The 21,340-nt window shown below is 67.0% G+C and carries 24 protein-coding genes; 19 read left to right on the plus strand and 5 right to left on the minus strand.

The genetic code is table 11. The features are described 5' to 3' along the window. Nucleotides 1-265: 265 nt before the first annotated feature. Nucleotides 266-481 (plus strand): hypothetical protein, encoded by a 216-nt coding sequence (locus tag ACYSMR_RS17935; protein WP_461748141.1) that lies wholly within the window; start codon nucleotides 266-268, stop codon nucleotides 479-481. A 264-nt stretch (nucleotides 482-745) separates the two neighbouring features. Here ACYSMR_RS17935 and ACYSMR_RS17940 read toward each other — a convergent pair whose 3' ends face one another. Continuing rightward, the gene (locus ACYSMR_RS17940; protein WP_461748142.1) at nucleotides 746-1,018 is read right to left on the minus strand and encodes a hypothetical protein; all 273 of its coding nucleotides are present in this window, start codon (nucleotides 1,016-1,018) and stop codon (nucleotides 746-748) included. 290 nt (nucleotides 1,019-1,308) lie between these two features. Further along, entirely contained in the window at nucleotides 1,309-1,524 is a 216-nt protein-coding gene (locus tag ACYSMR_RS17945) for a hypothetical protein (RefSeq protein WP_461748143.1), read from the minus strand. Between the two features lie 249 nt (nucleotides 1,525-1,773). On the opposite strand from ACYSMR_RS17945, the gene ACYSMR_RS17950 reads away from it, so the two are divergent. Next, complete coding sequence (locus tag ACYSMR_RS17950) at nucleotides 1,774-1,974, plus strand: YtxH domain-containing protein (protein ID WP_461748144.1); 201 nt, start codon at nucleotides 1,774-1,776, stop codon at nucleotides 1,972-1,974. A 119-nt stretch (nucleotides 1,975-2,093) separates the two neighbouring features. Here the strand turns inward: ACYSMR_RS17950 and ACYSMR_RS17955 are convergent, their stop codons facing one another. Continuing rightward, nucleotides 2,094-2,459, minus strand: coding sequence for a hypothetical protein (locus tag ACYSMR_RS17955; protein ID WP_461748145.1), 366 nt, complete (start codon nucleotides 2,457-2,459; stop codon nucleotides 2,094-2,096). Between the two features lie 363 nt (nucleotides 2,460-2,822). Here ACYSMR_RS17955 and ACYSMR_RS17960 point away from each other — a divergent pair, with 363 nt between their 5' ends. From ACYSMR_RS17960 to ACYSMR_RS17990, 7 genes are all read left to right on the plus strand, one after another. After that, nucleotides 2,823-3,548, plus strand: a complete 726-nt coding sequence (locus ACYSMR_RS17960) for a response regulator transcription factor (RefSeq protein ID WP_461748146.1) — start codon at nucleotides 2,823-2,825, stop codon at nucleotides 3,546-3,548. 899 nt (nucleotides 3,549-4,447) lie between these two features. After that, on the plus strand, nucleotides 4,448-6,136 hold the full coding sequence (locus tag ACYSMR_RS17965; RefSeq protein ID WP_461748147.1) for a sensor histidine kinase: 1,689 nt from the start codon (nucleotides 4,448-4,450) through the stop codon (nucleotides 6,134-6,136). Between the two features lie 1,596 nt (nucleotides 6,137-7,732). Continuing rightward, on the plus strand, nucleotides 7,733-8,224 hold the full coding sequence (locus ACYSMR_RS17970; RefSeq protein ID WP_461748148.1) for a hypothetical protein: 492 nt from the start codon (nucleotides 7,733-7,735) through the stop codon (nucleotides 8,222-8,224). A 161-nt stretch (nucleotides 8,225-8,385) separates the two neighbouring features. After that, nucleotides 8,386-8,769, plus strand: coding sequence for a hypothetical protein (locus tag ACYSMR_RS17975; RefSeq protein WP_461748149.1), 384 nt, complete (start codon nucleotides 8,386-8,388; stop codon nucleotides 8,767-8,769). Nucleotides 8,770-9,399: 630 nt separating this feature from the next. Continuing rightward, entirely contained in the window at nucleotides 9,400-9,819 is a 420-nt protein-coding gene (locus ACYSMR_RS17980) for a hypothetical protein (RefSeq protein WP_461748150.1), read from the plus strand. A 1,444-nt stretch (nucleotides 9,820-11,263) separates the two neighbouring features. Continuing rightward, entirely contained in the window at nucleotides 11,264-12,031 is a 768-nt protein-coding gene (locus tag ACYSMR_RS17985; protein WP_461748151.1) for an ANTAR domain-containing protein, read from the plus strand. A 322-nt stretch (nucleotides 12,032-12,353) separates the two neighbouring features. Then, nucleotides 12,354-12,494, plus strand: a complete 141-nt coding sequence (locus ACYSMR_RS17990; RefSeq protein WP_461748152.1) for a hypothetical protein — start codon at nucleotides 12,354-12,356, stop codon at nucleotides 12,492-12,494. 105 nt (nucleotides 12,495-12,599) lie between these two features. Here the strand turns inward: ACYSMR_RS17990 and ACYSMR_RS17995 are convergent, their stop codons facing one another. Continuing rightward, complete coding sequence (locus ACYSMR_RS17995) at nucleotides 12,600-12,851, minus strand: hypothetical protein (RefSeq protein ID WP_461748153.1); 252 nt, start codon at nucleotides 12,849-12,851, stop codon at nucleotides 12,600-12,602. A 333-nt stretch (nucleotides 12,852-13,184) separates the two neighbouring features. Here ACYSMR_RS17995 and ACYSMR_RS18000 point away from each other — a divergent pair, with 333 nt between their 5' ends. From ACYSMR_RS18000 to ACYSMR_RS18010, 3 genes are all read left to right on the plus strand, one after another. Beyond that, nucleotides 13,185-13,607, plus strand: a complete 423-nt coding sequence (locus tag ACYSMR_RS18000; RefSeq protein WP_461748154.1) for a hypothetical protein — start codon at nucleotides 13,185-13,187, stop codon at nucleotides 13,605-13,607. Between the two features lie 75 nt (nucleotides 13,608-13,682). Then, nucleotides 13,683-14,522 (plus strand): hypothetical protein, encoded by an 840-nt coding sequence (locus tag ACYSMR_RS18005; protein WP_461748155.1) that lies wholly within the window; start codon nucleotides 13,683-13,685, stop codon nucleotides 14,520-14,522. Between the two features lie 270 nt (nucleotides 14,523-14,792). Beyond that, nucleotides 14,793-15,017, plus strand: a complete 225-nt coding sequence (locus ACYSMR_RS18010) for a hypothetical protein (protein WP_461748156.1) — start codon at nucleotides 14,793-14,795, stop codon at nucleotides 15,015-15,017. 237 nt (nucleotides 15,018-15,254) lie between these two features. On the opposite strand, the gene ACYSMR_RS18015 is transcribed toward ACYSMR_RS18010, so the two are convergent. Next, nucleotides 15,255-15,821 carry an excalibur calcium-binding domain-containing protein gene (locus ACYSMR_RS18015; protein WP_461748157.1) on the minus strand — a complete coding sequence of 189 codons (567 nt, stop codon included), beginning with the start codon at nucleotides 15,819-15,821 and terminating at the stop codon, nucleotides 15,255-15,257. Between the two features lie 263 nt (nucleotides 15,822-16,084). Between ACYSMR_RS18015 and ACYSMR_RS18020 the strand changes: the two genes are divergently transcribed. From ACYSMR_RS18020 to ACYSMR_RS18050, 7 genes are all read left to right on the plus strand, one after another. After that, complete coding sequence (locus ACYSMR_RS18020) at nucleotides 16,085-16,348, plus strand: hypothetical protein (protein ID WP_461748158.1); 264 nt, start codon at nucleotides 16,085-16,087, stop codon at nucleotides 16,346-16,348. 664 nt (nucleotides 16,349-17,012) lie between these two features. Continuing rightward, nucleotides 17,013-17,600 (plus strand): hypothetical protein, encoded by a 588-nt coding sequence (locus tag ACYSMR_RS18025; RefSeq protein ID WP_461748159.1) that lies wholly within the window; start codon nucleotides 17,013-17,015, stop codon nucleotides 17,598-17,600. Between the two features lie 164 nt (nucleotides 17,601-17,764). Then, nucleotides 17,765-18,085: a hypothetical protein gene (locus tag ACYSMR_RS18030; protein WP_461748160.1), complete on the plus strand. Its 321-nt coding sequence runs from the start codon at nucleotides 17,765-17,767 to the stop codon at nucleotides 18,083-18,085. 187 nt (nucleotides 18,086-18,272) lie between these two features. Next, complete coding sequence (locus ACYSMR_RS18035; protein ID WP_461748161.1) at nucleotides 18,273-18,971, plus strand: HNH endonuclease family protein; 699 nt, start codon at nucleotides 18,273-18,275, stop codon at nucleotides 18,969-18,971. A 480-nt stretch (nucleotides 18,972-19,451) separates the two neighbouring features. Then, complete coding sequence (locus ACYSMR_RS18040; protein WP_461748162.1) at nucleotides 19,452-20,021, plus strand: CGNR zinc finger domain-containing protein; 570 nt, start codon at nucleotides 19,452-19,454, stop codon at nucleotides 20,019-20,021. Nucleotides 20,022-20,191: 170 nt separating this feature from the next. Beyond that, the gene (locus ACYSMR_RS18045) at nucleotides 20,192-20,827 is read left to right on the plus strand and encodes an AAA family ATPase (RefSeq protein WP_461748163.1); all 636 of its coding nucleotides are present in this window, start codon (nucleotides 20,192-20,194) and stop codon (nucleotides 20,825-20,827) included. Beyond that, nucleotides 20,821-21,120 carry a hypothetical protein gene (locus tag ACYSMR_RS18050; protein WP_461748164.1) on the plus strand — a complete coding sequence of 100 codons (300 nt, stop codon included), beginning with the start codon at nucleotides 20,821-20,823 and terminating at the stop codon, nucleotides 21,118-21,120. The genes ACYSMR_RS18045 and ACYSMR_RS18050 overlap by 7 nt, the downstream gene beginning before the upstream one ends. Nucleotides 21,121-21,340 lie beyond the last annotated feature (220 nt).

Consider the following 21,340-nt stretch of genomic DNA (forward strand, 5'->3'; position numbering starts at 1 on the left):
TACCGAGAACCGCCTGAGCTCGACGTGGGCTCACCGCAGCGGTGCCCCTCACTCCACCCGGACGCAGGCGCTTCCTCATGCCACGCTGCCGCACCAAAGCACCGACCGGATACGCCAACGGTGAGGATGATCCACTAAACGCACCCGGTGTGCCCCTGCTCAGATGCGGGGCTAGCGTCAACGGGTAGAGGGGTGGTGAAGCAGCCCGCCACCCCTCTTCACCGCGCAGGCCCCTGCCGGGCCGCGACGCTGAAGGAGCCCCCCCATGCTCGACGCTCTCGCCGCTCAGCAAGCCCGCCAGCTGCACCACACCCTGGTCGGGGCCGGGATCTCGGTGCCCCGGCTGTGGTGGCACTACTTCAGCCTCGGCGGCAACGCCCGCCAACTGGAAGTCGACGCCTATGTCCACCAGGCCCTGCACCTGCCCCGCCTCGATCGCCTGTTGCTCGACCAAGCCGCCCACGAACTGATCACCGACTGACCCCTGACCACACCGGGGGACATCCCTTCGACCAAAACGACAGCAGGTCCCGGCCGGTGGCATAGGGCCCCTGGCTTCCCAGCCCGCTCATCGGCTGCATACCCTGGATCAGGGGAAGTGGCCGCGGCCACGAGCACCCACCCGTGCAGGGTCGATGACCACCGGCGGCTTACCTCACCGCGGCCGGCCAGCCCTGAGCTACCGCACCCGGGGTCACGGCGGGGTGGCCTTCGCCATGGCCCGGGGCTATCACCGGCCTAGGGTTCAGTGCTCGGGAGTTTCTTCTGTGGTGGGGAAGTCCCAGGTGTAGGGAATCCCGGTCTGGGGCAGCAGCTGATTGGCGATCTGGACCAGACAGTCACGGTGGCGGGCGCTCAGGTGCAGGGCTCCGTGCAGGAATGCATCCACCTCCACCCGGCCGACCCCGCCGCCACCGTGCACGTAGGCCCGCCACAGGTCGTGGACGGTCCACCCGGCACGGGTCAGCGCGGTGCGCAGCATGCGCGCCTGAGCCCGGGCGATCGTCCGATCGTCCACACTCCACCTCCGAGGATCCGCACCGGTCACCCCAAGTACTGCCGAGAGGGCAATGGACAGGCGATGGCCCCGGCCGGAGCCGGTGCACTCATCAGGTCTAGGCCCTATTGTCGGCTCGGACCGCCTGGCACGGGAAGCCCCGGGGGTCTTACTCGATTTCCACGACGGTGATCGGCAAGGGCATCCGCTCGGCGCCGCCTTACACCGTCTCGGTCTGGTGGTCCGGCCCCCACCTGGCGGAGCGACCGGCGCAGGACCTGCCCATCGCCACGGGGCCTGCGCCCAGCACCTCAGGCGGCTTGGGTCACCGGAGCGTAGCGCAGGCGGAAGTCCTGGAGGGAGATCAGCTTCGGGGCCCCTGGGCTCACCTCTACGATCCACAGCACCCCCAGGTGGGGCGCCACCTGGGAGACGATACCGACGTGGCGCAAGGACCGCCGGTCCCAGACCTCGACCCAGTCCCCGGGCTGCACCCGGGACAGCCCCAGGATCCATCGACTGCTCATCGCCGGCCCCCTTGCTGCGCCAGATCACCACGGCCTTCCCAGCATCCCACCCCGGGATGACTACGGCGTTTAAGCCGTGTTCAGACTTCGCGTCCATCTCCCACCGACACCCACCTCACGCCAGGGCCCGGCCCGGCCCTGCGCCACCGGGGCGCCGCCGGCCCCGGGGCGCAAGGAGTTATTCGCACCAGCCGAGAGACTCCTCACATTCCTTTCAGCCGGCTTCCGGGCCGCCTTTACGGTCAGGCCATGAACGATCAGCATCCGGTGCCCGTCTGGGGCTTCTTCTTCCTGGCCGGCCTCGGGCTGGCCGGTACCCTCGGGGCGATGATCGGCCCCGCCGGTCTCTTCGCCGGCCTGCTGATCGGCGCGGTCCTGGGCGGGGTGCTCGAGGTCTTCCTGGCTCCGCTGCGCCCGGACGCCCAGTCCCTGCTCGAGCACGAGTCCTAACCCCTCCGCTCGAGGATCTGCCCTACCCCTGTGGTGCTCGGTGACAGACCAGGGGACCCATCGGTGCCTACCCGGCCTCCGGTGGGACCAAGGCACGAAGGATGCAAGAATTGGGCGGTTCAGGCGCGGCGACGCCGGCCGGGCTTGTCCCACATGGACACGCCCACCGGCTCGTGGGCGGGCCCGATGAACTCCACCTGGTCCGTAGAGATCAAAGCACCTGGACTATGCCCGTCGGCCTCGCAGCGCACCAGCACGACCATACCCAGATCGGCCGGTTCGTACGGGGCGCACAGCACGATCTCCCCGGCGCGCAGGTTCAACCCCGCCCGGCCGGTGCGCACCCGATACCGGGACAGGACACTGATCCCCACCGAGGGAGTGGCGTCGAACACCGCCCCCACCCCGATGCCTGGGGATACCCGGACGGGCTCGGCCCCCGGTAATGGTGACGGTGGGAGGGGCAACGGATCGGAGACGATCATGGGAACCTCCAGGGGGTCGAGCGCACCGGGACCTCCAACGGGTCCGGGTGAGGGGCGGGGGTGCTCGACGACGCTGTCCACCCCAGCCTAGAGAGCCACCTCACACCCAGGAAGCAGCCTGTCGGAGATGTAACAACCTATTCACGCCGGGTTATTAGGATCGCCGCAGAGGACCCACCGCTGACCTGGCCTCGCGCCGGCCCGCTGCCGGGGAGAACCCTCCACGCCAGGGGTGGGCGGCAGAACGAGGTGGCACAGAATGACCAGGACCCACCTCCTGGCACCTCGACCCGGACGCAGGATGAGACGCCGGGTAGGTTCCTGCGCAGGGCAGGCCCGTAGGCAAGAGTGGAGAAGCCCCCCGTGTTCCAGATTCTGATGCTCACCGACGCCGACGGACCCGCGGCATCGGTGCTGCCGGCTCTGGCGGTGCTCAACCACCAGGTGACCCTCGCACCCACGCGCACGGCCTCCGGCTCCCTCAACGGGCACACCCCCGACGTGGTCGTCCTGGACGGGCGCACGGATCTGGTCACCGCCCGCAACCTCGCCCAGCTGCTCACGGCCAAGGGCCTGACGGCCCCGCTGCTCATGGTGCTCACCGAGGGCGGGATGGCGGCGGTGGCCGCGAACTGGATGGTCGACGACGTCGTGCTCGACACCGCCGGCCCGGCCGAGGTCCAGGCCCGCCTGCGCCTGGCCTCCACCCCCACCGCGCCCAAACCCACGAACGACGCCCGGATCCGTGTGGGGGCCGTGGTCATCGACGACGCCGCCTACTCCGCCCACGTCAACGGCCACCCTGTGAACCTGACGTACAAGGAGTTCGAGCTGCTGAAGTTCCTGGCCCAGCACGCCGGCCGCGTCTTCACCCGCGCCCAGCTGCTGAGCGAGGTCTGGGGCTACGACTACTACGGCGGCACCCGCACGGTGGACGTGCACGTGCGGCGGCTGCGCGCCAAGCTGGGTACGGACCACGAGCACCTGATCACCACGGTGCGCAACGTCGGCTACAGCCTCACCACCACGAAGCCGACCGGCGAATCCGCACCTTTCCGGACGCATGCCAGCACGCCTCCCGGAACATGACCAAGGGGCTTCCCGGCAGTGGAGCTAGCGCCCGAACCGGCACCCGATAATCGAATCCAGCTCATCACCCCACAGTCCCCAGCACACCCCCACCTGTCGCGCATCCCCGACTTCTTGTGTCCCTGACCTCGCGAGACACCGCATTGCCGAGGTTTGGCAATTACTTATGCAACACGTGCAATGAATACGATGCATACTGCGCTCTGCGTCCACTGACTACGCAAGAAATCATGCCGTTCGAGGGTTCCGATAAGAGAATGTCCCCGCTGACAAAGGCGTCCAGTGGGACTATTCAGAAGCGGGGCATGGTCTCGTTGAGCTAGGCCGCCCAGGACCTTGTGGACCATCCTGAGACGGTGGAGCTGCTCTACGCCCGCGACCGGTAGGTCATGGCCCTGCCTGCCCTCGACGACTCCTCCCCGCACGTCTACACGCTCCGCGACGGCTCCATGTGCGGCCCCGGTTAGGCGATCGTTTCCGCGACCGCCTTCACCCAGCACTTCGGCATGGGCACCACCGCGACCAAGCGGTGGAAGCCCTTTGTCGAGGACGGCATGCTCTGCGTGGACCTCACCAAAGCAACCACCGTCATCCCCGGCAACCGCATCAAGTCCACCGCACCCTCAGGTCTCGATGGGTGGATGAGTTCCCCACAGAGGCTGCGGCCTCGGAGAGGGCCATCGCAAATCATCCTGATCATTCCCAGCTCCGGTCCCTCCGAAGGACTTCCACGGACCAGCGCCCCGTCCCAGAAGAGTGCGGTACATCTCCGGAGCGATTCCGGTGGTGAACCTGCTGGCGACACCATGACCTTGGACCACTACACCAACCAGTAATCTTTGCAAATCACCGCTGTGCCCCCGGCAGCGGTGTGAGCTCTCGTCGGAAGAACCCTTGCCATGGACCCCACCCTGCGCTTCCTGTCCGTCCGCCCTTTGCAGGACACCGAACTACCCGCGCGCCGGCGGGCGCTGTTGAGCCAGCTGCCGCTGACGATCACCACGGCGCTGCTGTACCTGGGCATCGCGGTGTTCCACATCGAAGAGCTGGCAGAGCCTCTGGTGCAGGAAGCTGCCGCGGTGTTCGCCGCTCTGACTCTGGCCTGTGCTGCAGTGCCCTGGGAGCGGCTGCCTCCCCGGGCGGTGCTGGCGGTTCCGCTGCTGGACTTCCTGCCCATCGGGTTGCTGCGCGAGGGCATGTATCCCGAGGTGGCCGGCACGGCGATGCTGGCGCTGTTCCCGGTGCTGTGGATGGTGACCTGCGGGCTCATACCCCGCGGGGCCGCGTCCCTGGGTGCGGCGATGACCCTGGGCATGGTGTGGGCGCCGCTGCTGCTTTCCCCGACACCGGTGAGCGTGAACGCGCTCACCGGTCGACTGCTGATCCCGTTCATGGTCCTGGCCATTGGCGCCACGGTCCAGGAGATCACTCACCACCTGCGCCTGCAGGAGTCCCGGCTGCGCGAGGCCCTCACCACCGCCGCCCGGCGTGAACGTCTGTTGCACACCGTGCTGGAATCGATCAACAGCCACGTGCTGGCCGTGGACCCCACCGGACGCCCGCTGGTGAGCAACTACGAGCTGCTGAAGGGCTACGCCTGGCAGCGCGCGATGAACGGCAGCGCCGCCGAGGCGTCACTGCCGGCGATGTACACCGAGTCCGGGGCGCCCATGGCCTCCGCGCAACGACCCATCGCCCGGGCTGTGGCCGGGGAGTCCTTCACCGACCAGCTGGTGCGTTACGGGGATTTGCCCGCCCAGCGGGTGCTGTCCGTATCAGCCCGCACCATGCGCGACGACGAGCAGCGCCCGGAAGGGTCGGTGCTGTCCTTCCACGACGTCACCGACCTGGTGTCCGCCCTCAAGGCCAAGGACGAGTTCATCGCCGGCATCTCCCACGAGCTGCGCACCCCCCTGACCTCCATCCGCGGCTACACGGAGCTGCTGGGCATGGACGAGGGACTACCGGGCCACGCCCGCGCAGGCCTGGAGGTCATCGAGCGCAACGTGGAGCAGCTCCAGGGGATGGTGGATAACCTCCTCGGGGCTCGCACCGCGGCCACGGACCTGCACCTGGCCCCCACCGACATCGTGGAGCTGCTCGACCAGGCCACCTCCTCGGCAGCACCCCGGGCCACCGAAAGTGGTGTGACCCTCAAGACCTGGGCCCCGGAATCCCTGGTGGCCGACTGCGACCCGGTGCGCATCGGCCAGGTGCTGGATAACCTGATCTCCAACGCGATCAAGTACTCCAGGCCCGACAGCACCGTCTTCGTGCTCGGCACCCGCCACGAGGACAACGCCCAGATCCAGGTCATCGACCACGGCCTCGGCATGAGCGCCGAGGACACCGGCAAGGTCTTCGGCCGGTTCTACCGGTCCTCCACCGCGCGCATGAGCACCGTGCCGGGGCTGGGCATGGGCCTGGCCGTGTGCCAGGACATCATCGACCAGCACCACGGGACCATCACCTGCCACAGCTCACTGGGCGAGGGCACCGTCATGACCGTCACCCTGCCGATCAACACACCTACCGCCACCCCCACCGCACACCCGGAGCACGAGCGGATGCACAGCGCACCAGCCTGAGGCCGCGACCCGGGCAGGGACACCGCCCGGAACATCGTCGTGGACCACTACCTCCCCATCGGCACTACCAGGACGCCCCCTCACAATTCACGACCACGACACCGCAGCCACGACGAGACAACCCACCTCGCCACACTGCCGTCACTGTCACAACACCCATCCCCTGACCTCATCAGCAACGCTGAGACGGTGGGCTCGCTCTACGACCGGAGCCGCAACACCATCCATGACGCGCCTGATAAATCCGCCGCAAAGGTCTACACGCTCTGCAGCGGCTCTAATACCTGGTCTCATAACTTGGTCGCTTGGCGTAGTCGGCGAAAGTTGATGAGGAGAAGGCCAGCAGCAACAGCGAGAGCAGGATGGCTTCGGTGCGGTCATAGCGTCACCCGAGGCCGCCCACGACAAGATGACAGCGTGGAATCCGCGGCACGAACCCTAACTTGCGCGTGCGTGCACCGAAACTGGTTGGTGCGCGATGGCCCCCGAGAGCCGATGACACTGCTGACGAGCCTGCAGTTCTCTGTCCACCTCAGTGCGCCAAACGCGCGCCTGCTCCTCGAAGCGGACCAGCACCCCTGAAACCAACATGACCAGCCCCACCGTCATCCACCCCACCAGCCACCGCCCCGGAGTCGACCCGGCCCCCAACGAAAGGCACCATCCGGCCAGGGAGGCCATGGTCACGACCCCACCGACACCGGCGGCCACCGCGCTGAACTTCGTTCCCATCCGAAAGCTCCCTTACGTGGTTTCTAGACTTTTGTCCATTTTCTACACGACAGTAATATGATGTGTCAACAAAAATTCGATGAGGTGAACAGGAAGAGATACGGGCCTGCTCATCCGGGGCTATGCCAAGGGTGCTTCACCACGTGGCCTGCCGATTCCTCCCCGAGTGGCACAACACTCTCCTGCCACCCCATCTGAAGTGCGTCAACAATGGCGGATCCGACGGGAGCTCCTGCTCCACAAGACACCCCGCCACCATCAAAGTCGTGGGATGGGCAGCGCGTTGGCACCAAGCCACCTCCCCCGTCTCACCCCGCCACTCTCGGCGGGTCCTCAGCAGCGGCGATCAGGAAAAACAGAGGGATCTCCCTATTAAGAAGGTATAATCAGTAAGCTGACCATTATCTCGGGTGGTGTCGGTGCAGGTCACAGCCACCCCGGGGATATGACCCGCAGGACCCATGAAGGGATCGAGGGAGATCCATGCTGCAGAGCCGTCGCCAGGAAACCGCCACGCGGAAGGGCCGCCGACAGGTGACCACGCCATGGGCGCCCCTCGTCCTTCTGGTGGTCGTGGCGCTGGGCGGCATGGCGTACGGTGCTGTGCACGGCCACGGGGTGACCGTGGCCTTCAACGTCGTAGTGGCGGTGCTGGCGGCCTGGGGACTTCGCCGCCTTCGTGCACCCCGCACCGAAACTGACCACTCCCCTGCCATCACCCAGCCGATGGGTTTCCCCGGCGGCACCCACCCGGGCCCTCCCCCGACGCCCAGGAGCTCTCCGTCCACTCCTAGGCCTTGCCCGCAGACAGCAGCCCCCGACCGCGCCCCCGCCCAGGCTCCGACTCTGCCTCCGGCTCCGGTGGTGGGAGAGCTTCCGGTGGTGGGGTCTTTCGCCCTCACCGGCCGGATCACCCGGTCAGCCGCAGGCACTGCCGCCGGCCTGACCGTCGTGCTTCCCGAGGACACCGACGTCACTACCACCGCGGTGGTGGCCGCTCTGCTCACCACCGGCCACCGGATCCTCACCGAGCACGACCTCACCCACCAACCGTTGCCGGAAGTGGAGGTCACCACAGTGGACAGGACCGCGAAGCCGCCCACCACGACCCCGGCGACCGGGTTCACCGTGCGCGTCACCAACGATCTGTCCACCTGCTCCTCGCACATCACCGTCGAGCCGAATCAGCCGCTGGCCACTAAGGACGGGACGCTGCTGATCGCCGCGAGTCTGCTGGCCGGAGCCGAACACCTTCTGGAGGGCCCTGACCGCCCCTTCCCCCACCGCACTACGTCCTCGCGCCGGCGACGAGGCCGGCAACGACGACACGACCACTCCCCCGCAGCCGGTAGATGAGCCCGTCAGAACACCTTTCGGCACACCCCGCAGAGAACGTGTGCCGCCCTGCGGCGGTAACACCTCACAAGGGTTGCGTGAACGGGCCTTGTAAGGGTTTCGTGAACGGGTCTTCGGCGGGGCGATGGACCGGTCAGTGTTCGAGGGTGGCCCGTGCTGCCGTGACTGATGTCGAGGAGGTCCAGTCCGAGGCCCAAGCCGATCTCGACGCCGCCCGGGCGGAGCTGGAGGCCCATCTGGGCCTGCTGGCCGATGTGGGGGACGCTGAGCAGGTCGTGGCCGACGCCGATGTGGACGAGGGTCTGATCCCCGACCCCATCGCGACCCTGGGCGCCCCGTGGTCGCAGGGGATCTCCCCGGTGCACTGGGTGCCGGGATCTTCCATGCACGCCACCAACCAGGACCTGAACGTCCAGATCGCCGGCACCGCCACCACCGGGTCCGGAGCGCAGGACCACCACCTGGGCGTGAGCGCCCTGACCGGTGTGGGGTTGCTCGCCGCGGCCGGGCTGGTGCTGCGCCGGCGGCACACCATCAGCAACTGATCACCGCAGTGGCTGGTAAGGCATTCCAACGCCCCACCAGCCACCTCACCACCTCCGGGTGCCGGCACCTGCCGGGGCCCGGAGCCACACCGCCAGCCGCAGGGACAGCGCATGGGCCGTCACCACAACCACCACACCTACCCCCCCCCCCCGCACCGGCGCACACCCCCCCTGCCCGCCCTGACCACCCTGGCCTATTGGATGCCGACGGATGGGGCTGACCATCGGTCACAGTGATCGAAACGTGAGGACAAGGTGGGCGCCTGCTTTGACCAGCGGGCACTGACCGGCTCATCCTTCACCCGTTTTGTCCCCAAAATCACCGACAATATGAATACTGATCATTTCCCTACTCCACGGTACTGTTGACGTATCACGAAGGTGGTCGGTCGGGGGAGGCCGGACCGCCGGCCGTGGATCGAGGTCAGACCGACCGGTCGGGGGACCGGGGTGGCCGGCATCGATCATGTCGCCACCGCCCTGGTGGTGGAAGACCCGTGACCATGCGTTCGATCCTTGGGGGGACGGATCTTCTGCCACCAGGGCGGTGGTCTCCTTTTCTCACCACCGCGCCATTCCGGGCCTCTCCCCTAATACCGGCCCGCGGCCTGGATCCAGGGGGAGCAGCACATGGGAACCGATCACCAGCCCACCACCGCCGCCCGAGCCGCCTCGACCGTGGATCCGTTGGCTCGGGCGGCGGCCTTCACCGCGCTGCGCCCGGCCCTGGAGGCCCTCACCACTGCAGCCGGGGCCGATGCCCGGCTCAGCGCCGAGACCTGCGGGGTCCTGCGCGCGGTGACGAACACCGGGCCCGAGGACACTCTGGCCCTGGCCGACCTCGCCGCGCGCGCCAGCACCCCCAAAGCCCGTATCCCACACGCCCTGAGCGAGCTGGCAGCCCACGGCTACCTCGCTCGTCTCACCGCTATCGCCCCGCACCTGGCCGCGGCACTGCCTGCGACCACCCCGCCTCCAGCGGCCCCCACCCGCCAGGGGGCGGGGCCGCCGGCAGCGGACACCGGAGGCCGCAGCGCGCACGACCGTTGAGGTCCGCAGGGGCACTGCACCACCAGCACCCCCAACGCGTCCGACTGCATCCTCTGCATCCTTGCCTCGGGGCGCTGACTCTTTCCCAGAACGTGGCGACAACGCAGACTCCGCTCCTGGGGACCTACCACCAGCCGCTTCACCGCCTCCCCTGCACCTGCCAGAACGGGCTTGCACCGGCAACGACGCACCATCCGTAAGCGGGCAGACACCGCGGGGCATGACTCCACTCGGGCACCGATGAGCCGAACCGTCATGGGCCGCACCCCACGCAGCCTCCCGAAGGACGAGCCCGCATCCCCTGCAGGCAGCTGGCGCCTCACCCACTCTGGTGGCGCGTGGCTGGTGGCTCAACGGAAGCGCCCCCACCCCCGGCAGGGGCGCTTCCGCGGAAACGAGAACCCATAGTGATCGGGCACCGGCCCCCAGATCCTTGGATACAGCGGAACCCCCTGTGGCACGGGCTCCCACTGCATGGCTACGCTACAAACTAGTCAGTAACCTTGTCACGTCAACAGAAGTGAATGGGCGGCAAAGCGCCCCCGGGCCGTGGGGGCACGGGGGCGCTTCACGGGACGACGCGGGGTCGTCATCCCGTCCGGGGGGCTCTCCTATTACATAGAACTTCCAGCCAGCATACAGGTTCATTCTGGTTACGTTTTTGTAACGGTGCAGGTCAGAGCGGCATTCATGGCGAGTCCGTCCACCCTTCCGGCCCCAGATGAGGACCGGGCGGGGAAGGTGGGCGGTGCGAGACGCCCCTCCAGACGGCACGCTGATGACTGACAGTCTGGTTGCCAGCGGCGCACCTGCTGGCGGATCCACCCTGGTGCCCGCGAAAGACCTCACACCCGACAGGGGCGCGCGCAGGCGCAACCTTCGGCCGGTCGGCCCCACATGAAGAAGCGGCCCCACCCGGCGAGGTGGGGCCGCGACCTCGCGCCCGAGGGCACGAGGAGGTGCAGGTCCGGATCCGGGCGAGGGACGTCAGTCCCGTCCCTGCAGCACTGGTGTGAGCCAATGCAATCCAAAAACTACCAGAAAGTAGCTAGTGCGTTGACCACCGTGATGGTATTAGCGACAACCCACCAAAGCCCTCGCCTAGTGGGGTGGAGATGCCGTGGGTCTGCGCCGCCGGTCGGTGCGCCCCCCATGCATGGTGACCACGGGCAATGCAGCCTGTTCCACCAATGGAAAGTTTACTGATCATGTCGGGCATGATAGGGCTGGGGCAGGGTCTGCCGCCCTCGGTCAAGTAGCTGGCCGTGGGAGGCAGGCCCGCCCTGGTAGTGACCGCCTCCCCACGTGAAGCCCCTTGCTGGGGCCGTGACGTCGGGCTGCGGTGGGGCTACCTCCTGGTACAGTTCTGCCGCTGGTGTGCTTCCATGCCGGTCTCGGGTGCGGCGAGGGGTCCGCGCAGGACACAGAACGGGTGGACGAGCCCATGGCGGATCTGACGGTGATCAACGCACGCGCTCTGCAGCTGGAGGATCTGCTGCTGAGCTCGACGGATCTGACCGACTTCCTCCAGCAGTTCGTGGCCGGCACGGCCGCCGCCCTCGCCGAGGGGGCCGAGGACCTGTGGTGCTCGATCACCGTGCTGCGCGGGAGCACCGCGGCCACGGTGGCCACCAGCCACGAACGCGCCGCGGCCCTGGACGAGGTCCAGTACGCCTTCGACGGCGGCCCGTGCCTGACCGCCGCCGACGAGCAGCGGCTGGTGCTGCTGGCCGACAGCCACACCGATGACCGGTGGCCGCCCTACGCCCGGGCCGCGGCCGGCACCGGGATCCGCTCCGTGCTGGCCGCCCCTTTCGACCTCGACGGGGAGGCCAGGGCCGCCCTGAACGTCTACTCCGAGTCCCTCCGCCAGTTCGACCCCACGACCGTCGCGGCGATCGAGCGTGAGGTCGCCCTGGCCTCCCGCGCGATGCGGCTGGCACTGCGGCTGGCCGGGCACCGCGAGACCGAGGCCGACCTGGGCGCGGCCATGCAGTCGCGGAGCACCATCGACCTGGCGGTGGGCATCGTCATGGGCCGGCAGGGCTGCACCCACGACGAAGCGGTCCAGCTGCTGAAGGCGCTGTCCAACGGGCGCAACATCAAGCTGCGGGAGCTGGCCGCCGAGCTGGTGACCGGCGCCAACAACGGGCCGGTGACCGCCCACTTCAACCCCTCCACCCCGCCGGCCACCGGCGGGGCCGTGGCCTGACCCGATCCGCCCCGTGCCGGGAGGCGCGCTGGATCGGTGGGTGACCGGGTCTTCGCCAGATCCCCGGGCACCGTGGCGCCCCGACCGGGAGGGGATGTCCTAAACTGGGGAACGTGTCGGGTAGTCGGCCACGACTTTGTCGTAGCCACCGAAAGAAGCTGCTGTGCACCGTGCCCTCGATGATGCCGCCCAGGAGATGACCTGCGGACAGCGCATCCCCACCCCTTGCTCCGCCCGCCCGGCCCCTGCTCCGGCCCCGGGCACCCGCCTGACTCCTGGCCAGGACTTCCCTGAAAACCTCGAGGACCTGCCCCTAGTTCAGGTGCAGCTGCTGCACTCCCGCCTCACCCGTCAGCTCGAACACGAGCACCTCTCCCCGGACGGCCCTCACCCGGTGACCCTCCAACGCCACCGGGAACTGGTCGTGGAACTGGACTACCGCGACCTCACCGCCCCTGCTTGACCTGCACCGAGAACCTGCCTGGCCCGACGTCGGGCAAACGCAGCAGTGCCCCTCACTCCTCCCGGACGGGGGCGCTTGTTCATGCCCGGATGCGAAGCCACCGATCTACCGGAGGTGGGCGGCCACCTCACAGGCCAACGGGCTCAAGCCGACAGCCTCGGCCAGCGACTGCTGGTCGCGCCTGACCACCCCGTACCTACTGAGCCGGCGGGTCAGCTGGTGCACATACCTCGGAGGGAAACCGGTGGCTCCCGCCGCCTGGTCGGTATCCACCTGCCCACCCAGCTCATCGACACCCAGCAGCCGCCTCCCGGCATCGGTGTCGACCAGCTCAGCGACAACGCGCGCGGTGTTCACCGGCGCCCTCCTAGAGATGAGCAATCAGTGCTGGGCGCAGCCTACGGTCACTGCCCAACCCCCCTGCAACTACCCCACTTCATCCGAGAGGGGTGGTGGAGAAGCCCTACCCGCACCTGCGAGTCACCAGACGCGTCACCGCGGGCGAGGGGTTGGGGAGCAGCCTCGTCCACCACGGCTTGGAGGAGGATCCATGTCATATTGCTCAGCTTGCCTCGGTGATTCTGACCTCGCTGGCTACCCTGAGGCATCACCGCCGGGTCCCCCTGCGACCCGGCGGGGCGGTCCTGCCCCCGGCCGCCACCACCCTCCACGTGTGCACAGGAAGAAGGCATGACATCCTCTGTCTCCGGGGCCCTGGCCGTCGAGTTGCGCCCCCACTGCCCCACCCACTGGGTCGCCACCTACTTTCCTCTGGTGGACACCCCCGCCGGCCGGTGGGCCGACGTCACCTGGCCCCTGCACCAGCACCTGATCCCCACCACCGAGGAAGCCCCGGAGGCGACGCGGTGGCTGGATCTGCGCAGCCCCGACCCCGACCACCCCGGCTACACCGGCCACCGCCCCTGGGCCCTCCAGCTGGCCGCCGGCTACACCACGGCCCTGGCCGTCTACCACGCGGAGGCCACCGAGGAACCCCCGGCTCCGCAGGATGCGCAGCAGCTTCGCGATGCCACGGTCGTGGTCCCGGCCGGCCAGCTCTCGGAGTGGGTGCTCGATGACCTCGAGGAGGAGACCTCGGGCCTCCACGGGTAACCCTGCGGGCACCGCGCTGATCGATCAGCACTTCCGTCGGCCTCAACCCCGGCGGTGGCACATTACAGTGACGCCATGGCAGAACCGTTGTACGAGGACATGTCCCAGGCCCAGGCCGCTGACGCCCTGGACGAGTTCCTCGCCGAACGCTCCCCCGCGCTGGAGCACCTGCGCACCGCGGGGGCCGCCCACGGCCTCGACCCCGACGTGCTGCTCGAGGACACCCCCGAGTCGGTGGGCCCGGTGTGGGAGTGGATCTCCACCCGGGCGGCCGAGCTTGGTGTCGACCCCCGGCCCTTGGACCAGGACCCGACTCGTTCTTCCTGGCCCAGCTGGGCCCGCCACGGCATGCTCGTGGACCCGCATCCCCCGGCCCAGACCCTGGCGCTGGTGGACGGGTTCACCTCCTACCTCGCCCGGATCATCACCACCGCAATCCCCGTGGCAAAGTGGCGCATCGGGGAGCACCGCCTCGGCAACTACCCGATGCTCAACTACCCGGTGCTGACCGCCGCTGGCCATCATGTCTTCCTCCCCGGGATCCCGCTCTACAGCGCCTACCAGTCCGCCCACGGCCGCGACCCGATGAGCGGGACCGAGATGGCAGCCCACACCCGGCGCACCCTCGCCGCGCTGCGCGGGGAGAATCCCGTGGCCGACGCGGTGGAGGATCCCCTGGTGACGGTGGTTGCCGAGGTCGACTGCTTCGACCTCGGGCTGCGCGCCGACCTCGCCGCCGACCACCCCGAGCTGGTGGAGCGGATGATCACCGAGCTCACCGACCGCGACGGGGTCGCCTCGGTCCACCGCTACGGCCCCGACGCGCTGGTGGTTGACGCCCCGGACTGGAACGAGACCCGCCTGAAACTCTGGTCGACCCTGTGGCTGCAACGCCACCTCCACACCAACGGCTGAGGCACCCGCGACGATCGGAGCGCCATCACCCTGCGCAGCACTGCCCGGGGTGGCAGCACGACAAGTACCGTCCCGGGGATGTCTCACAATCTATTTGCCTCATAACCCTACGCTTGCGAAGCACTGTAAGCGCGACCTCTGATCCGGCCCTGTCCCTTGTCCTCTTGGGACGATTGAGGCATGTGGCGGGGAATCGTTGTGCGTGTGAGTGAAGACCCGTCCGTGGCATGGGTAGTGATCCCCAAGCTGTACACGGACTCCCCTATTTGAATGCAATCCCGCGTCGCGGTATCAGTCGATGACCGGGTGCTCGTCGAGGAACGTAACCCGGACTGGCGGGCCCATGACTGGATTCTGCTGTCGCACGAGTCGGAACACGGACGCTGGTACCCGCCAGGCCCCCACGAGCACTCCCAAGGTGACGTGTACGGACTCACCGACCGGCTCGCCGCGATCGAAGCCCGCCTCACCGCCCTCAATGGCGGCACCGCCTGACAAAGGTTCCAAGTGCTGGGCGATAATCGGCCCCGCCGGAGGCGCTCTGCTGGTCTTCGGCGGGGTTGTAGCCATGATCCTGTTGCTGGCTGTGGACCCTTACGCCGTCAGGGTGGAGCTGTACCGGGCAACCTGGCCGGCCGCGGCCAGGTGGATTACTCGCCATCGCATGGTGAACAGCCAAGGGGACCCCAACATTTTCTGCCGGGGTCCCCTTGGCTGCGCAGCTTCAAAGCCTTAGTCGCCGCCGCAGGCCTGACCGTCGCCGTCGGCGTCGAGGCTGCTGCTCCACCCCGGTTCTCCAGCGCGGATGGGGGCGGCGCCAGCGTCACGGACAGCCTGGCAGTTCGGATACGGAGCGACAGCCGGCGGAGCATCCATATCTGCACCGCCGCCCGTCCCAGCGCCAACATCCACACCACCAGTGTCCGCGGCGGGAGGAGCCACTGTCACGGTCTTAGTCTCCGTGCGCACCTCAGGCTCCGGCCGAACAGTGATCGTGGTGGTCTTCGGCTTCGGCGTAATGGTGACGTTCTTGGTAACCGTAGTGGTCTCCGGTTCCGGAGTGATGGTGACGGTCTTGGTCTCCCCCTCGGCCGTCACTGTGACAGTGGCAGCAGTGGTGGTGGTGTACGCCTCGTCGGGGATGAACGCGAGGACGGCGACCGTCAGGATAATGAACCCGGCGAACAGGGCGCCAAGAACATAGATCGCCCAGCGCATCGGGTTGCGGCGGCGGCGCAGCTTCGTGGGCGACGATCCGTGGGGATTTGGCATGGGGGCGGTGGGAGGCTGGAAACTCACTTTTGGTCCTTACTGGGTGCCCATCGGCCCCATGGCTAGGATCGCGGGGTTCGAGAGGGGCTGTGGAGAGAGGGGTGCCCCTTACTGGAGGAGCTGGAGGGGCACCCCGAATGCTACCGGCCATTAGGTTTATGACGGTTCATAGGGCTCGTCGGGGGTCTGCACCGATACCTCCAGGGCTTGGCGTAGGCGTACATCGAACTGTCAGTGCCTCGCCGAACTGCTTCGGGCGCGATTCGACCCCTTTGTGAGACGCTAGGAATATGGGTAACGAAAAGGTAACGTACGACGACGGCGTGCCCGTAGATGAAATTACTGACCGCCAGGCAGAACTTGCCGAACTGACTGAGCGCATCCACGTGCTCACGTTGGAGCGAGGGATCGCCGTACGAATGCGGAACAACGCCATCGTGGCAATGCACCAGGACGGACATACAGTCGAAGACCTCGCCGATTGGGCCGGGATGCACATCGACGACGTAAAGGAACTGGTCCGCGGCTCATCCAAAGCACGTCGTAAGCTCTAATCCACCCAGACGCGCCCCAGCCAATGAGGTAAACCCACGCAGCGGGATGGCCACATCCTAAAGGCGCCCCCACCCGTGAAGGGTGGGGGCGCCTCTCCGTGAGGGGGTGGTCGCCACTCGGATACGTCTCGGATGTCCCCCCATGGTGCCTTTGGCACATCCGACCCCCGTCGAGTGGCCACGGAACCGCTAGGCTATCAAGTAATAAGTTTGCATATCTATTACGGCGAAGCCTCTGTAGATGAAAGAAGGCGCCCCACCCTGTGGGGGGACAGGGTGGGGCGCCAAGGTGCCCTGGGGGGAGGCACCATCCGGGGGGTGAGCACAACTTACATGCAATCGTCTGTTACTCGACAGTCAGTTGCCTGAAATCTTTCAGACGACACTCAGCCTTGGACAAGCCCACAGGCCGCCTTGATTCCCCAATAGAAGCGGCCCCACCCGGCGAGGTGGGTCCGCTTCTGTGGGCCACTCCGGGGGGGGGGGGATAACCGGCCAGTTCCCTGGAGGATGGAGATAGGAGCAAGGTACATGCAAATGTCTGTTACGGGACAGCCAACTTACAGTTCTCGTAGGAGTGGACTGGCCGGCATAGGCGTCGGAAGGCCAGCGTCGACGGTCAGATAAAGCATCGAATCATATGGATTGACGCTAGATTCGGCGTATGACCCCTCTCTTGCTCACCGGCTGGGAAATCACTGGCATCGTGGCCAGCGTCGCCGCCGCCGTCCTGGCAGTCCCAGTGCTCACGCTGGCCATTCGGCAAGAACTCCGCGCTACCCACCGAGGGGAAGTGGAATGGCAGGACGAGAAGGTCAGCCATGGCACGTTTCTGATCCGAAATACCGGCCTTGACGTAGCCCGCGACGTCACTATCCGGGCATGGACCCGCCATGAACCGGAAGTGATTGATACCGCAGAAGTGGTGGCAAGTGGGGATGCCATCAAGATTCACCTGCCGCGGCGCGACCGCGTCGGTCCTGACTTTTCCGAAGTACCGCCCCAGATTGAAGTTCCATGCGTGTCGGATGAGATGCCATCTATGGGCTCGGCCTACAACGGCATCATGGGTAGAACCAACATGGAAGCCGAGATGCAGGATCGATGGCGCCGCCAAAAGGCCATGCAAGACGCGATGGATTCACAGCGCCAAAACTTCGTTGAGTCCGTTATTGGGCAACAGGTTGCCGTCTCAATCGTATGGCGCACTAAGTACGGGCAGTGGCACAAGCATGAGTTGTCCACGGGCTGAGCGTGGTAGTGGAGGCGGCTGGTTCCTAAACCGCAGTATCGCTGGGAAAATGGCATTCCCGATCGCGGAGGATGCACTCCCCTCATCTATTACCAAGAAAGCACCCATCATACTGCGTACCAAGGAACCGGTGGTGGGGCGAGCTCGAGACACTGCTGGAGCCGATGGGCGAGGCCGCCTTCGCTCGCGTGTCCGCCTTCCCCTGGGGTGATTCATACTTCACCGGGCCCAGCGGCCCCCACGTGGTGCTGCCGCCCTCCTTCAACCTCGGCGGCCCGTCGTGCGAGCTCACCCTGAAAGCCGCCGGGGTGACCGCCTGGACACCCCGGGAGCTGCGCGCCGGAGACACCACCGTGCTGGAGATCCACAAGCAAGCCGCGGCCGCCGGCTGGCGCATCGCCGGGGCCGTCCAGGCCCCGTTCCTGCCCGGGATCCTGGTCGTCCAGTTGGCCCGCACCGGGGACCGCACCGGGCACTGGGCCTGACCCCCGCCCCCGGTCGGCACTCCACCGCACAGGGGACGCGGATCGGACACGAGGGGCCGTCCTACCGGGCGTCGTCCCAGGCCAGCTTGTAACTTTCATGCATTTTTGTTGGCAAACCATCCGGGGTGTGACCATGAGGGGCGCCTGATCCGGCGCCTCGTTCCACGCTCTCTCTAGGGGTTCTTCCATGCCGCTCGGTGTCTTCTCCCGCACCCGTTCCCGGGTCTCCTCCTACGGCACGGCCGCCGCCGCCTCCGGGGCGGTGGCCGGGTTGCTGCTCACCGGCCTGGCGGTGCCGGCCGAGGCCGCCACCACCTACAAGGCCCCGCTGCGCACCGCGGTGAAGTCCCTGCCGGTGGCCACCGAGTCCAACACCGGCTACGACCGGGATAAGTACTTCGGGGACTGGAAGGACGCCAACGGGGACTGCCAGAACACCCGCGCCGAAGTGCTGTACAACGAGCGGAAGGCGGCCGTGTCCTACACCACCGCCAAGCGGTGCACGGTGAAGAGCGGCAAGTGGGTCACCTCCTGGGACAACCGCACCCACACTTCCGCTTCGGCCGTGCAGATCGACCACACCGTGCCGGTGCACGAGGCGTGGGGGTCGGGGGCGAAGAAGTGGACCCAGGCGAAGCGGGTGGCCTTCTACAACGACCTGGGCGACTCCCGCACCCTCAACGCCCAGACCTCGAAGCTGAACTCCTCCAAGGGAGCCCGCGGCCCGGAGCAGTGGCTGCCGCCGAAGAACCGGTGCACCTACGTCACCCAGTGGGTGGCGGTGAAGATCCGCTGGGGCCTGAGCGTGGACAAAACGGAGAAGGCGGCGCTGACAAAGCTCGCCAACTCCTGCGCCAACACCACCCTGAGCGTCACCAAGGCCTGATCGCGGTAAAGCCCGAACGGCAGCTGCTCCAGGACCTCCGCCCCCGCCACCGCGCGGGGGCGGGGGTCCCGTCCTCTCCGCATCGACCACCTGCGCGGACCGGCTCTTCCCTGGACCATCACCCTCCGGTAGTCGCCGGCACGCAACCTTGCCTGACTTAGGAGAGCTCGAGCTGCCCGATGATCGTGGCCGGGTCGTCGTAGCGGTGCTCCTCGAGGATCTGCCCGTCGGCGTCCATCCGGGTAGTCCGTGAGCAGCCCGTCCAGGTCCTCCCGCACCATTGCCGGCCCCTGCAGCGGGTCCGGGGTACGACGGGTCCTCCAGGAGGACGTCCTGACGGTAGTAGCCCCGTGAGCTGTCCAGGTCACCGGTGATCCTGGCGACCACTCCCGCCTCGACTCCCCGGTCGCGGGGAGGCACACGCAGGGGGTGGGTGCAGGCGTCCCCGAGGACACTCTCTCCCCCACCTAGGCTCGCAACATGGACCCGATGCAGGCCACCGAGGCTGTGCTGGTGCTGGTGAACACGCGCCCGGTGGGGCGCCGCCCGGATGGGCTGAACCGCTGGTCGGATCTCGGCCCGCTGGTCGCCGAGCTCGCGCCTCCCCGCCCCACGGGCAGCACGGCACCGGCCGATGATGCCACTGCAGACATTGCCGAGGCCCGCGGCTTGCGCGAGGCCCTCACCGCTGTCGTCCTGGCGGACTCCCCCACGCGCGCCGCTGAGCGGCTCGAGGAGCTGGCCGCCACCCACGGGACGCTTAACCACACCCCCAGCGGTCACCGCTCGGCCCACGCCGTTTCCGGCAGAGGGTCGCTCGTGGCCAAGCTGGCGACTGCCGTGATCCCGTTGTTGCACCAGGCGGTGGTCACTGGTGTGCTGGACCGCATCGGTGTGTGCCCTGATGCGGTCTGCCGCACCGTGTTCCTGGACCGCTCCCCGGCGCGGCGCCGGGTCTACTGCTCACCGAGGTGCGCCACCCGCGCCCGCATGAGCCGGCACCGCCAGCAATTCCCTCCGGTGGGGCAGAACACGCTCACCCCCGGGTGAGGACGAGGATCCTGGAGCAGCTGATCTGGACAGCCAGAAGGCATTCCCCGAGATGCCCTGCAACCTTGAGGCCCGAGACGGCGGGGCTGCGGCGACACACATATGGTGTGGTATTGGTACCACACCAGTGTGGTACCAATACCACACTGGTGTGGTGTTAGTGTGGTGTCATGATCTTTGTCTTTGGACACCAGAAGGGCGGCACAGGTAAGTCCACCGTGACCGTCAACATGGCCGTAGAACTGCAACGCCAGGGTTGTGACGTACTGATGGTGGACGCGGATCCCACGATCCACACGACGTCAAACTTCACGGCTGATCGGGACGAAGCAGGCCTTCCCTCCCTGCAGTCCGTGCAGAAGTCCGGCTCCCTGCACAAGTTCCTTGAAGAGTTCCGGTCCAAGTTCGACCACATCCTCGTAGACGTCCCAGGCAAGGACTCCAAGGAGATGCGCACAGCACTCACCGCCGCAGATGTTCTGATTAGCCCGACTCGAGCGACCCAAGCCGACCTGGATGCCGTGGCCGGCCTGTTGCGGACCGTGGAAGGCGCTCAGGACTTCAACGAAGACCTCAAATCGATGCTGGTCCTCAACTTCGTCTCCTCCAATGTGTTCGCAAAGGATCGCGAAGAGGCCCAGTCCTACCTTGCCGACTTCCCGCAGGTGCGTCTGGCGCAGACGGTACTGCACCAGAGGAAGGCTTTTGCTGACTGCCTGGCGGAAGGCAAAGGCGTGGTGGAAATGCACGACCCCAAGGCCAAGGCGGAGATCCAGTTGTTGACCAAGGAGGTCCTCTCGTGGTGAAAAAGCGCGGACCAATAGCCAGTGACCGGAACGAGCAGATTGAGCGCTTCGCCTCTGCAGCTGAGGCTGACACCACTCAGGCCCCAGCAGAGGAGCCCCAGATGACACCTTGGAAGCGGCGAGCACGGAGCAGCTCCAAAGCTAAGGGCTACAACTTCCGGTTCAACGCCGCCCAGCATGCACTACTCAACTACGCAGCTGAGGCAGAAGACACCTCTCAGCAGAAGTTGATCGAAGACCTCGTATGGCCCGTGCTCGAAGAGCGATACGGCTCGGACGTCCCCCTGCACTAATTCCCTGGTACCACACTAGTACCACACTGGTACTAGTGTGGTACTAGTGTGGTACTAGTGTGGTACTAGTGTGGTACTAGTGTGGTACTAGTGTGGTACGGCACCTAAGGATCGTTGCACGGCACAAGGGACGCCCTGTGCCCAGCCGCGGATTCGAGGCGACCAATATCGCCCCACCCTTGGACGGAGCATTGCACCGGGCGCTGACAACTAAAGTCAG

The sequence above is a fragment of the Kocuria sp. U4B genome (assembly GCF_054875615.1).

Coding starts and splice junctions, on each gene's coding strand:
- ACYSMR_RS18035 (WP_461748161.1), top strand. CDS start 18,273: ATGCCGCTCGGTGTCTTCTCCCGCACCCGTTCCCGGGTCTCCTCCTAC.
- ACYSMR_RS18000 (WP_461748154.1), top strand. CDS start 13,185: ATGACATCCTCTGTCTCCGGGGCCCTGGCCGTCGAGTTGCGCCCCCAC.
- ACYSMR_RS18010 (WP_461748156.1), top strand. CDS start 14,793: ATGCAATCCCGCGTCGCGGTATCAGTCGATGACCGGGTGCTCGTCGAG.
- ACYSMR_RS17950 (WP_461748144.1), top strand. CDS start 1,774: ATGAACGATCAGCATCCGGTGCCCGTCTGGGGCTTCTTCTTCCTGGCC.
- ACYSMR_RS18020 (WP_461748158.1), top strand. CDS start 16,085: ATGGGTAACGAAAAGGTAACGTACGACGACGGCGTGCCCGTAGATGAA.
- ACYSMR_RS17945 (WP_461748143.1), bottom strand. CDS start 1,524: ATGAGCAGTCGATGGATCCTGGGGCTGTCCCGGGTGCAGCCCGGGGAC.
- ACYSMR_RS18025 (WP_461748159.1), top strand. CDS start 17,013: ATGACCCCTCTCTTGCTCACCGGCTGGGAAATCACTGGCATCGTGGCC.
- ACYSMR_RS17965 (WP_461748147.1), top strand. CDS start 4,448: ATGGACCCCACCCTGCGCTTCCTGTCCGTCCGCCCTTTGCAGGACACC.
- ACYSMR_RS18040 (WP_461748162.1), top strand. CDS start 19,452: ATGGACCCGATGCAGGCCACCGAGGCTGTGCTGGTGCTGGTGAACACG.
- ACYSMR_RS17935 (WP_461748141.1), top strand. CDS start 266: ATGCTCGACGCTCTCGCCGCTCAGCAAGCCCGCCAGCTGCACCACACC.
- ACYSMR_RS18005 (WP_461748155.1), top strand. CDS start 13,683: ATGGCAGAACCGTTGTACGAGGACATGTCCCAGGCCCAGGCCGCTGAC.
- ACYSMR_RS17980 (WP_461748150.1), top strand. CDS start 9,400: ATGGGAACCGATCACCAGCCCACCACCGCCGCCCGAGCCGCCTCGACC.
- ACYSMR_RS18045 (WP_461748163.1), top strand. CDS start 20,192: ATGATCTTTGTCTTTGGACACCAGAAGGGCGGCACAGGTAAGTCCACC.
- ACYSMR_RS18030 (WP_461748160.1), top strand. CDS start 17,765: ATGGGCGAGGCCGCCTTCGCTCGCGTGTCCGCCTTCCCCTGGGGTGAT.
- ACYSMR_RS17955 (WP_461748145.1), bottom strand. CDS start 2,459: ATGATCGTCTCCGATCCGTTGCCCCTCCCACCGTCACCATTACCGGGG.
- ACYSMR_RS17985 (WP_461748151.1), top strand. CDS start 11,264: ATGGCGGATCTGACGGTGATCAACGCACGCGCTCTGCAGCTGGAGGAT.